At 36.3% G+C, this 11757-nt stretch carries 6 protein-coding genes; 1 reads left to right on the top strand and 5 read right to left on the bottom strand.

Annotated features, from left to right (window positions below):
* Positions 1–9: 9 nt before the first annotated feature.
* The 5 genes from AC6ESP_RS02695 to AC6ESP_RS02675 all read right to left on the bottom strand — a co-directional run bounded on the left by AC6ESP_RS02695 (position 10) and on the right by AC6ESP_RS02675 (position 9120).
* The gene (locus tag AC6ESP_RS02695; RefSeq protein WP_497095136.1) at positions 10–1986 is read right to left on the bottom strand and encodes an ArnT family glycosyltransferase; all 1977 of its coding nucleotides are present in this window, start codon (positions 1984–1986) and stop codon (positions 10–12) included.
* 155 nt (positions 1987–2141) lie between these two features.
* Positions 2142–5987, bottom strand: a complete 3846-nt coding sequence (locus tag AC6ESP_RS02690) for a glycosyltransferase family 2 protein (RefSeq protein WP_497095135.1) — start codon at positions 5985–5987, stop codon at positions 2142–2144.
* Between the two features lie 4 nt (positions 5988–5991).
* Entirely contained in the window at positions 5992–7008 is a 1017-nt protein-coding gene (locus AC6ESP_RS02685) for a class I SAM-dependent methyltransferase (protein WP_497095134.1), read from the bottom strand.
* On the bottom strand, positions 7008–8306 hold the full coding sequence (locus AC6ESP_RS02680) for an ABC transporter ATP-binding protein (RefSeq protein ID WP_497095133.1): 1299 nt from the start codon (positions 8304–8306) through the stop codon (positions 7008–7010). Before AC6ESP_RS02680 ends, AC6ESP_RS02685 begins: the two co-directional genes overlap by 1 nt.
* 13 nt (positions 8307–8319) lie before the next feature.
* Positions 8320–9120, bottom strand: a complete 801-nt coding sequence (locus AC6ESP_RS02675) for an ABC transporter permease (RefSeq protein WP_497095132.1) — start codon at positions 9118–9120, stop codon at positions 8320–8322.
* Positions 9121–9467: 347 nt separating this feature from the next.
* On the opposite strand from AC6ESP_RS02675, the gene AC6ESP_RS02670 reads away from it, so the two are divergent.
* Positions 9468–11711, top strand: a complete 2244-nt coding sequence (locus AC6ESP_RS02670; RefSeq protein WP_497095131.1) for an O-antigen ligase family protein — start codon at positions 9468–9470, stop codon at positions 11709–11711.
* Positions 11712–11757: the final 46 nt, after the last annotated feature.

Below are 11757 nucleotides of genomic sequence, written 5' to 3'. Positions count from 1 at the left end.
CCTTTCTAATTAATCTTTATATGCAAGTAAGTTAGGTATTATATGGAATAGTTCTTCTCCATTTGAACCGTCAATATCAAATCGAACAAATTGAATCTTTTCTTCAGAAAACCATTGTTTATATTTCCCAAGAGGAATAGCTATTTCGCCATTTTTTATAATGAATTTATAAGAATTATTCTCGTTAAATTGCGAAGGATCTGCTGCCCAATAAATTTGTCCATAAAGCAGCATTTCTTGAGGTATCCCTTCTAACGACATATTTATAATATATTTCATACTTGAAGTCAGTTCGCTATCCATTTTCCAAATAATATACGGATCATCACCATTGGTTGTATATTGATTGCCAACGAGAGTGTCCATGCTATTTGTTGCCTCTAGATAAAATGAGTTATCCTCATTACGACTATATTCATCTATATCCCTCGCTACATTAATGGGGATCATATTGATATCAATTAATTCTAATTGTTTTCTTTTTATAACATTTTCAATATTAGATGCTGATATTTCATCATAATTAACTTCTATTAAATCCGAGAATAAATTTTTGTTAGATGACGTATTCATAATTATCGAGCTTGACAACATATATGCTGCAAAAACAATAAATACATACCCAAGTATTTTCCAGTAATTTTCTGCAACTATTTTCCCTAGATATATCATTGTGAGGATAACGATTGGAATTATATTGATGTACATGTATCTTCCGATCATTACATTAATATCTTGACTCATAGTTCCAAAAATCAGTAAGAGGGGATTAAGTAATAAAGATGCACTTAGTAACGCAGTGTAAACCTTATTTTCTGTATTCCTTTTTGTTATTTCTTTAAAAGAATAGTTATAAATATTGTTCACCGCTATAACAACTACGAAAACTAGAAATACTCCTAATAGGCTTATTAAGCTAAGTAACTGCAATGAAACATTGGGATACTGATATTCTTGAGGGATAAAGTAGCTCCCAAACAAATAGGGTAATTGCTCTAATATAAAGAAGAAATTAAACTGAGTATTTAAAGGGTTGACGATATTTTTGACAATATCAACATGAATTGCTGTACCTGTAATACTCTGATAAGTCATAATATTATAGATAACCCAAGGGCCTACCATTAATAGAAGAACCGCATGATATGTCATTATTTTTTTATAAAGCTTTCTACTAAAAAAGAAGTACATAATAATTAAATAAATAAATGCAACCGTTAGCTTAGTCAGTACTAAACAAGCTGTTATTATGGCCATTATAGCAATATCTTTATTATTAATAGAGCTTTTATAATATAAATGAGTTAAAAAATATACAGCCAAACTAAATAATAAAACAGCAAGACTCTCATTGGATATAGTAGTCATCCTAGTTAAAATCCCTGGATTCACACAGAAAACAAGTAATAATCCAAAGTGCAGAAACTCTGAATCTTTCAATACATTATTTTTGACAAGTATATTTTTTGTTTTATACAAGAAGAGCACAGAACCTAGCAGCATGATCAGCCCTAAAAGACGCAGAGCCCAAAAACTAATGCTGATGTGGTTGAAAAAAAGTGTAGATAAAAAAGCTCCAACTATGTAATATAACGGTGGATGCACTGCTTCATATTGGAGTCCTCCTGGCACAGACTCCGTTGTAAGTTGAGCAAGATCACTTGTATTAATATTATCGAATAAAGTTGGTAGCTTTTTATGCTCAGATATATACCTTATGTAATCCAAATGAGCCCCTTCATCTATTGGTGAAAAGTAAGGAGTCATTCCAATATATAATATTCCTGCAATTAGTATTATGGAAATCATTGCCTTATTTTTGAATTTATTTAATGCAAAGATAAATAGAGCAGCTATTAGCAATGTCAGACTATATATATGACGTTGATCATTATCTTTAATATAGAAGAGGTAGCCTATATATAATAAAGATGTAAGTACAGCAACTACCATTATGACATTTTTATTTAGTGATGAATTTTTCATATAATTCCTCTAATGCCCCCATTTTGCTACTATATCAAAGACTTTTATCTTTATCCTTTAATCAAAATATAGTCTCGTCACTCTAAAATTTCCGTTCGGATAAATAGCATGACCGAGACTCTTTACTTTTTGACTAATATAATGAATACCTGCCCCTATATGTTTCCTATTGAGTAGTCCTCTCTCTCTTTAGTCAAATTCGTATTATAACAAGGATCGTTATCAAGGATATGACCCCAGCGCTCACGCATCCATTCAACCTCGCCTTGAAATCTTTTTTGTTTCTCCGGCGTATCCTCATGTCCGCGACTTTTAGATTCATAATGATAAAGCTGCACTTGAGGTAACCATATATTTCGATATCCTTTTTCCTGGATTTTGAGGCAAAAGTCCACATCGTTGAACGCCACTTGCAGATTCTCCTCAAAACCATGAACTTCAGAGTAAATTTCTCTCTTAACCATTAAACATGCTGCCGTTACAGCCGAGTAATTCGAAACCAGCTTTAATTTACTGAAGTAGCCATTATGCGATTTAGGGAAATATTTATGGCTATGTCCAGCAACACCACCAATTCCCAGAACCACACCAGCATGCTGATAAGAATCATCAGGATAGAATAGATTTGCTCCAACTGCTCCTATTTCAGTTCTCATAGCCTGTCCTGCCATCTCATTCAACCAATCGGGTGTGATAACCGAGATATCATTGTTTAATAACAGCAATAGATCACCAGTAGATTTAGAAACTCCATAGTTGTTCAACCTTGAATAATTAAAAGGAATATCTAATGGATGTACAAAAAATCGCATTGGCTCTCTCTTTAACCACTCATCATATAGCTGCCTGGTCTTCATTTCAGTACTTCCATTATCAACAACGATGACCTCAATATTGTTGTATGACGACTTTTCAAAGATCGAACTTAAGCAAACGGAAAGTACGTCACTCATGTTCTTACTTGGAATGACTATCGATATTTTCGGGTCTCCTGTAGGTCGATAATGTACTCTATAAATATTTGATATATCCTCAACATCCTCTACCCAACCATCAATCTGTCTTCGTTTAAGCGTATCATTCAGTGCTCTAAGTCCTGCCTCATGCGCGTAATTCTTCACATTAGCATTATTGGCTGTGGAGTTAGGGATTGTTCTCCAGTGGTATAAAATTTTAGGAATATGATGAATTTCATTTGTGAGCTCAGATACTCTTATCATGAGGTCATAATCCTGACTCCCCTCATACCCAACTCTAAACCTACCAGCTTTTTCAACTAATATTTTTCTGTATAGGGTAAGATGGCATGTATACATTTGAGACAATAAGGAATCCGGAGACCAATCTGGTTTGAAGAAAGGTGAATGTCGTTTGCCTTCAACTGATATCTTATCTTCATCACTGTATATGACATCACATTCCGGTATTTCATTCAATAGTTTAACATTCTCAAATAAAGCGTCTGGCGCAAGCTCATCATCATGATCTAATAGAGCGACAAACTCACCGGTTGCCATATCAAACGCATCATTTGATGTCTTTGAAATATGACCGTTTTCAGTACGAAACTTAACTTTAATCCGTTCATCTTCAAGTGTTAATTGCTTTAGCACTCGAGCTATGTGTGGCACTGTAGAACAATCATCAACAATACATAACTCCCAATTCGTATAGACTTGGTTCCTGACGGATTGAACACATAGTCTAAGCCATTCTTCATCTACGTTATACACCGGGACCAAAATAGATATTAATGGACGGTATTGAAAAGCATTAGCCTCCGCTCTCATATTAGCCCAATCCGCTTCACTTTTCTTTGATTTATTTAGATAAGATTCGTAATCAGATATGCCTGACTCAGCATTTATCGACCAGTGGAGTAAAGAATTATTTTTCTTTACTAAACCCCGTATTCCCTCATTTTTTAATAACCTTATTGATTTTTTGGCAAGAAATACGATGGAATTCACTGATAGCCCATGCTTTTTGAAAAAGGTTAAAAATGGACGGATATATCGTTCAGGTTTATAAATTGGACGAATCTTAAAATCATATAGAGTGAACGACTGTGCTTTATCCCCAATATCAAGGCGTAATGCAACAATAGAAGACGGCAAAGTAATAAGCTTTACACTTGTATCTAATTCAGTATGCAAACTTCCCAAAGATATACGTTGCTGTTCGGACATCCCATCGCCCAAATCATAATATAATTCTAAGGGCGTATGGACTGACGCTTTACCAGTATATGATATCTCTACTAAAGAGTTAGAATAAACAGCCGGTATTATAAACTGAGGATCTTCCCCATGAGATTCCCATTCATTATTACTTAATGCTTCAACTTGATGTGAAGGATTTAATCCAATAAGTTTCTCTTGTAGAAGGCTCTTCTTAATACGACGCAGGCTTCTTTTCCCACAAGTTCCAAGTTGCCTAAGTGGTTTCGTAAGTCTCCATGATTTACTATTTCTATATGAAACAACCTCGGAATTAGCTCTATTAAGGCTATCTCTCATACTAATTACAGTCTCTGATTTTCTCTGTAACTCAGCCAATTGGAACTCTACTTGATCATTTAGTTCTTCATTATTCGCTTCTAATATTATATTTTCGTTTTTGAGAGAATGATTAACTAACTCCACTGCTTTGAGTTCTTCAGTAAATTTATTTATGATATGTTTTGTAACTCGCATTTCTATTTGAACTTCTTGTATATATTTATTTGATATACCATCAAAAATAATTTGTGGGTCATTCTCTAATGATGCTATACCTACGGTTTCATTTCTTCTAAAAACCAATTCACAGTTCTGGATATTAAAAGTGCTTTCACTCATCAAATCGTATTTCTCGCCATTACTACCAATTAAATTAAATGAAGAAATTTCTATAAAAGCCGGTTTATTCAATGGGTCTACTCTTAAACTACTGATCTCTCTCTTTATAGGAATAGAATAAACATTATTTTCTTCAAAAAAAACTGCAGATTTCTCAGTTCGCTTCTCATCATACATTTGATTTTCATTTTCCAACCAGTAAACTTGAATAAACGTTTCTTCAGACAACAGTAAATCAACTGAGCTGACATCACTTTTATCATCGATACTTTTATCTATGTTGTAATAAGACATGAAAACTTCCAAAAACTCATGTTCCAGATGTTTTTGCAAAAGAGTATTTTGTCCAGATTCGTATATTTTCGCCTGTAAAATCATTTCTTTTAGAAGAAAGATAAGTTGGAGAAACTCTATATCAATCCCACTAGGCAGCATCTCGCTGAACAAACTTACAGATATTGAATGATCGGAGTTAGCCCTATTGTAATAAAAAAGGAATCTTAATGTTTCCGTCCAAAACAATTCTGTATACCTACTAAGATCATAATCTACTAAATAGGATACTTTTTCAGCAATAATAACATTCTGTGCAAGAATATCGCCCGAAGTTAATACCAATGGAGTTTTTAATAGTAGAGTGCTTTTGTCTAATTGCTTTAAAAAGATATCCAATCCTTCATTTAAACCGGATATTAACTTAACTCGCTCTCTTATCTCAGTGATTTCTGTTACATATGTTTCTTCTCCTACAGGAAGTATATTCAAATGAGAAATTTCATTCAGAACTTCACTTATAATATTTACTGTATAGTCAATTAAATTCTCTTGGCTCATTCGGTCCAAAGTTCTGCCTTTTATAAATTCCTCAACTATGTAATAACAACTATGTCCTTTATAGATATCGATAATTTTCGGTGCACGGATTCCTTGTCCGTCACTCATTGTATTTTGTAGAGTTAACAATAAATCTATGTTGAATATTCCATTCTTAGGAACTTTCTTCACAGAGCAAATAGGGGAATTGCCGTGATTCACCGAAAAGCGGGATGTCGAAGCGCTACCATTTCTAGCACCATTATTGTTCATAGTTTGAATATGAATGTTTTTCGCATCCTCTTCAAGAATGACTCCAGATTGTAATAGCGCCTTTATAAGTTCCATTTTTTCAACCTTCCTTTTTTAGAACAAAACCATATGATGGACAAAAATACTGTGCAACACCATTAATCGCCATTGTTTTGTAGAGTTGAAGTAACTCTTCTGAAAACTCTACTGAACCGCCAGTTGCACCATCATGCTCAACAACATTATGTTCATTAAATAACAAATAATTATTAATATCTTCCAATTGAACCATCATTCTAATCAATTTATAATCTGGAAAACATCCATAAATTTTCTCTATCTGCAGTCCAGCTTCTTCAAACATTTGCTTATATTCTTGTAAAGACCACGTTTTGGCTAACAGCTTTTCTCCATCAGCCATTTCCTTATACTTACGGTTACCATGGCTCTCTGGGAGATACATAAGATGTGATATTCCTGTATGGTCGTCATTGGAGCCCATTACATATTTTGCACCCATGCTATTCTCAATACCTATATAAATTCTGCCTTCTGGAGAAAGTATTTCTCTCGCCCTTATCAATGCTTTTATTTGATTATCTCTAATCGATTCATTTTTTTCACGACCGGAAGCGATCCATTCCAAAGAACCATTAAAAATAATGAGATCAAATATATTCTTTTTAAATGGAAATGTAAGGAAATTACCTTGCACTTTTGTTAGATTTACTTGCTCTTGTCTAGCTATTTCTGCAAGTATATCCAAACGATTACGAGTCAAATCTAAGGCAACACAAGATCCATATCGAGCCAGAGGTATCGCCACCTGTCCCCATCCAGAGCCTATATCAAGATATTTACCGCCTGGTTTAACATTAATTAAATCTAAGAATTGTGATCTACCTTGATCAGTAATAATCTTATAGAGCCAAGGTTTTTTATCTTGAAATTGCTGCTTAACAACCTCTTGCCAATCCTTTTTTTTTAATTCTTCTATAATAAAAGACTCCTCGTCACTCTTTAAGTCCTTATATGTTCCTGTGTATATCTTTTCAACAAACAGGTCATAACCAAGTATATCTACTTCTTCCATATTCGATACAATTTGTTCTTTCATTAGTCCTCATACTCCTTCTTTTCTAATTCAAATTCCAAATGAATAACACTATCTAAATTAGAAATTCCAAAGCTCCTATCATTCTGAAGAGGCAATACTTTCAATTCAATAACATCATATCTTCGGTCCAATGGCACAATATCACCATCTTCTAACTCAACAAATCCTAGAGAAATATAGTAATCACCAGGAATAAGTCTCACCCTTTGTTGAAACTCTACATGTACCTCTTCATTCATTTCCATTTTTTTAAAAGGAATATTTTGAAAATAAGTGTTTGTCCCATATACCTCTAGCCCTTTTACCGATTTTATTGTCATAGCAAAAATAGGTTGATGTATTTCCTTATTTGCTATTGCTTTGAATTTAATCGTTAAATCCTCTAATGTAGTTAGTGTATAGGAATCAATATCTAACGTTTCATTTACATAAATTTGTTCTATAGTACCTTCTTGGCTTCCATATCTATATTCTTTCGTAGTTGATTCATCTACACTATTTGCTCCTTTAAACCCGCTATCCACAATGTCTTGATCAGGCTCAATTTGCTCAATAGGTAAAGTTAAAGCGTTCGAGAATAATAACTTGGTATAGTGGTTGACTACTTCATTGGGATTTCCAATTTCAATCAATTCACCTCGATCGATTAAAACAACTCGATCACATATCTGTCGAATCGTTTGTAAATCATGCGAAACAACAAGTATTGTTTTACCTGAGTTTTTTAATGCTTTTATCTTTTCAAAGCATTTTAATTGAAACCTACCATCCCCTACCGCTAAAGCTTCATCTACGATTAGAATCTCTGGATTAACATTAACGGATACTGCAAAAGCAAGCCGCACGTACATTCCACTCGAATAGGTTTTGACAGGTTGATCTATGAAATCACCGATATCAGCAAATTTCAAAACTTCATCCATTTTGCTTTCAATTTCTTCTCGACTAATCCCAAGGATTGCTGCATTTAAATAAACATTTTCTCTGCCTGTGAACTCCGGATTAAAGCCACTACCTAATTCTAACAAGGCCGCTACCCTTCCATTTACACTTATATTGCCCGTTGAAGGAGTTAACGTGCCCGCAATCATTTGTAGTAATGTACTTTTACCTGAGCCATTTCTACCGATAATACCTACTGCTTCCCCTTTATTGATCTCAAAGCTAAGGGGTTGCAGGGCTGAAAAATCCTTATAAAATCTCTTTTTTTTAACAAATATCTGTTTTAAACGATCCAAGGGTCTGTTATATATTCGAAATGTTTTTGATACATCTACTACACTTATTGCAGTTTCCATGCATACACCTTTCTTACAAGACATCAGCAAAGCCTTGTTTTGTTTTTCTAAACCATATTAAACCTAAAACGAAAACTACTGCAGACAGTATGCATTCAACTAGGAAGGTACTTATGTCAGGTATTTCACCCCAAATAATAATACTTCTAATATCCTCTACAAAATATGTTATAGGATTTATATAGAAAAACCATTTGAAATGATCTGGAATAACATCTACCGAATAGAGAATTGGGCTTAATAACATTAATGCCTGTACGGCAATTCCAATGATCTGCCCAATATCCCTTAGATATACGCCCAAGGATGAAAGAAACCATGATAGACCTAATGTAAACATAATGATTGGCATAATAGCTATCGGCATAAGTAAAACAGTCCAACTGATTCCACCGCCGAATAGGGCTTGAAATATAATTACGAGAACATAATTGATACAAGCATTAACTAGAGCAGTTCCCAAAGTTATTACAGGAAATGTTTCCAAAGGAAATAAAACTTTTTTTACATAGTTAGGATTTCCCGTTATTAGATGTGGCGATCTGGATATTACTTCAGAAAATAAATTGTAGGTAGTTAAGCCGCAAAAAATAATAATAGCAAATTCTATAGTACTCGTACTGTTAGATTTCCATTTGGCCTGAAATATTTCACCAAAAACGAAAGTGTATACTAATAACATCAACAATGGCGTAAGTACTGTCCATGCAAAACCTAGTTGAGATCCTTTATATCGACTTATCGTTTCTCTTTTAATAAATTGTAAAATAATATTTTTATTCCGTTTTAAGTACCTAAATATTTTTAGAATCAATTTATTTCATCTCCAACTTCTTATAAAACTTGTAGTGGTAACTATTGAAACGAATTTGTTACATCCTATTTATATTAATTTGTACATTTCCTCCAAATATTCGTGATGAATGCATCCTTACCATTCTATCAAAGTTTACCCTCTATGAATACCTTTCCCGCCTCTAATCTCCCGAATATTGTAGAATATGTATTACGAGATTCTCGGATATTTCGAGTTTGTTTTCGTTATATTCCCACAACCCACAACCCCCATCGCCCCTAATATCCCCTCCCATATAGTAATCTATTTCCTCTTTTGTTAAAATACATGGTGGAGAGTAACACTATTGAGCGAGGAGTTTGTACATGAGCGCACGAAAAAATGCAACAAGCAGCACGAAGGTTACAGCGGTTAATTCTGCTGATTCCCCTTTACTACGCTGGATTCTAACCATTGGGCTAGCGTTATTTGTCCTTATTTTCGCCTATCAGAAGGCGCTGTTTAATGGGTTTGAGTATGGCTTCGAGTCCGCCATTTATCAGGCAGTTATTTATAGCTATGTGCTATTAGTTGTAACCTGTTTCTATCTTTTCCGCAGCAATTGGCAGCTTAATAGTCATCGAAGTATTTTGTCGATTGCCGTCTTGCTGCTTCCTGTCGTTTATTGGCTGTCATCCTTCCAAGCTGTTTCGAGCTATTATGCCAAATTTATGATGTATATCGCCTTTCTATTAGCAGCTCTATTCATCACTGGGTTATATGCAGCCGAGAAGCTGCAGACACGCAAAATAATCGAATATGCTCTCATGCTGAGCTCTTACATTGTCGTATTCTTCGGCCTGCTTAATCTATTTGGCCAGCAGTATTATCGTGATGCGCTATGGCTGGCGCATGATGGCTACCGATTAACATCTGTTTTCCAATACTCCAATACATATGCTGCTTTTCTGACAGCCGTATTGCTGATCACTGTCTATTACACAGCTACTTGCACCCGCTGGTATATGCGCGCTGCTAACGCAATGATGCTGGTACCGATTATTGTGTCATTCCTGCTGACCTATTCACGAGGTGCAATTGTCGTTATCCCTGTAATGGTGCTGATCATTATGCCATTCCTGAGCTTGTCCAGACAGATCGCTTATATCGCCTATCTGGCGGTCTCAGCCTTGTTCACTCTAGCCATCTTGGGCAAAATAACAGCTAATGCAGATAGCATAGCTGCTATCGTACAGCCCACAGCAGAGAAAGAAGTTCAGACGATTTCTCTATTCAGCAAGCTGCCATTACAGAGCTGGCTGCTGCTCGCAGGAGCTTCCATCATAACTGCTGGACTTATCCATCTCATTCACGTGAAGCTGTATCCTTGGCTGGAAGCAAAGACCTCGAAGCTAGCTGAGCGCAAGTGGTCATTCGCTGCCGTGCCGGCATCGATTATTGTTATCGGGGTACTCGCTGTCGTCCTTCTGCTTACGAGCAGCGGAATACGCGGTCTTCTTCCTGACAAAATCGCTGTCCGCTTCGAGAATATTAATCTACAGCAGCATAGCGTGCTTGAACGCCTTACGTTCTACGAGGATGGCTTGAAGGTAGCCGCTGACTATCCACTGCTCGGCGCTGGAGGCGGCGGCTGGCAGGCTGTATATGAGCAATACCAGAACAATCCCTATTGGAGCCGTCAAGCCCACAGCTATTTCGTACAGACGCTCGTAGAGATCGGCTGGATCGGCGTTCTCCTCTTGATCGCTCTACTTGCTTATATGTATCTGCTGTACATTAGAGCTTATATGAAGTTCCCAGAGAGACGGGGAAGCCACCTCATCTTCTTCATCTTCTCGTTAGCCATTCTCATGCATAGTGCCTTAGACTTTGACATGAGCTATGTCTACTTGAGCTCTCTTGTGTTTATTAGCTTAGGATGTATGCTGGCACCTTATGGCAAGCTGCTCACTATGGATAGACTATCCTCCTTCAAAAGGCTGGGTCATATCGTCTATCCGTCAGCTGTCGGCCTAATGACCATTATTCTGCTCATTATGTCTTCGCGGCAATTGAGCGCACATAATAACTTCCAGGAAGCTATCGGCATCGCTTCACAAGGTAAAGTACAGCTTAGCCAGCTGCTGCCATCCCTGAACAAGGCGATTAAGAAGTCACCGGATCATTCAGCTTTCAGTTTGACCAAATTTGAATGGCTGGAGCAATCCTACGCCCAGCTTAAGGACCAAGCGTTGTGGGATGACGCCCTTGAGACTTTGAAGCAAGCTAAGGAGCATGACCCTTATAACCGTGGAATTCTACTTGCTGAATATCGTTCATTCAAGCAAGACAGCCAAACAGCTGAGCTCCTCAAGGTGCTAGATGAAGGGATCAGCAAGTTCCAATGGGATATTCAATTCTATGAGAAGGCCATTGTAGAATACGTAGCTGCTGGCGAGAGCGATACGGCTAACCAAGAGCAATATTGGAGCCGGGCAGCCGAGCTGAAGGATGAGGTTCAGCGCCGAATCGACCAGCTTGCAACTCTTCCACCAGAGCAATCACAGGGCCGTGTCTTCGCATTCACTCCAGCAATGGAAGAAGCACTCTCAAAGATTAATGTTTCCTAATAATAACGATAGAAAGCGGTTCTCGCAGAAGAGCCGCTTTCTTTTT

The organism is Paenibacillus xinjiangensis (assembly GCF_059686975.1).
Note: the sequence above shows the minus strand (reverse complement) of the source record. Positions and strands in the feature narration are given on the sequence as shown.

Bases quoted from the DNA above. Each gene is read 5' to 3' on its own strand.
- AC6ESP_RS02690 (WP_497095135.1), bottom strand. From the start codon at position 5,987: ATGGAACTTATAAAGGCGCTATTACAATCTGGAGTCATTCTTGAAGAG.
- AC6ESP_RS02680 (WP_497095133.1), bottom strand. From the start codon at position 8,306: ATGGAAACTGCAATAAGTGTAGTAGATGTATCAAAAACATTTCGAATA.
- AC6ESP_RS02695 (WP_497095136.1), bottom strand. From the start codon at position 1,986: ATGAAAAATTCATCACTAAATAAAAATGTCATAATGGTAGTTGCTGTA.
- AC6ESP_RS02685 (WP_497095134.1), bottom strand. From the start codon at position 7,008: ATGAAAGAACAAATTGTATCGAATATGGAAGAAGTAGATATACTTGGT.
- AC6ESP_RS02670 (WP_497095131.1), top strand. From the start codon at position 9,468: ATGAGCGCACGAAAAAATGCAACAAGCAGCACGAAGGTTACAGCGGTT.